This is a genomic window from Ruminococcus sp. AM42-11 (assembly GCF_003480145.1).
Classification (GTDB): Bacteria; Bacillota; Clostridia; order Lachnospirales; family Lachnospiraceae; genus Blautia_A; species Blautia_A faecis.
In genome coordinates this window covers 1-530 of record NZ_QUIO01000104.1, presented here as the reverse complement: position 1 = coordinate 530, position 530 = coordinate 1, and the positions used below count along the sequence as shown (strand labels likewise).

The following is a 530-nucleotide window of genomic DNA, read 5'->3' as shown; positions in this document are numbered from 1 at the left end:
AGGTGATCAAATCATTGGCAGATCATCCAGCCCCTAACAAGCAGAGAGCTGCCCTTACTCTCGGTTGTACTGTACGTCACATTAACCGTATGCTTAAAGGCTACAAAGAACATGGCAAAGCTATTTTATCCATGGCAACAGAGGACGTAAACCAGCCAATACCATCCCCAATGAAACTCGTAATCTTGTTGTCGATTTATACCGCAACAAATACTATGATGCCAATTTTGAACATTTCACTGAGTTATTAGGAAAACATGAAGATATCTACATCTCCCCTTCAGCGGTTATGTCTATTCTCGAAGCTGAATACATTCTCTCTCCCAAGGCTACAAAAGCTAAGAAAAAGAGAATCAAAGAACAATTAAAAGCCGATAAAAAAGCGGCGAAATCTCAGAAAGAAGCGGATCAGATACAGATTAATCTTGTTGCTCTTGAGGACGCCCATTCCCGCCGTCCCAGAGCCGCTTATTTCGGTGAACTGCAGCAAATGGACGCAACTCCCTACGAATGGATCCCCGCTCAGATAT

At 43.0% G+C, this 530-nt stretch carries 1 protein-coding gene and 1 pseudogene; both read left to right on the top strand.

The window, feature by feature from the left end; all coding sequences use genetic code 11:
- Window positions 1-251, top strand: a 251-nt coding sequence (locus DW904_RS24420) for a hypothetical protein (protein ID WP_243110557.1), incomplete at its 5' end; no start/stop codon positions are given.
- A gap of 38 nt (window positions 252-289) precedes the next feature.
- A pseudogene (locus DW904_RS24415) lies at window positions 290-530 on the top strand (transposase); the annotation flags it as partial.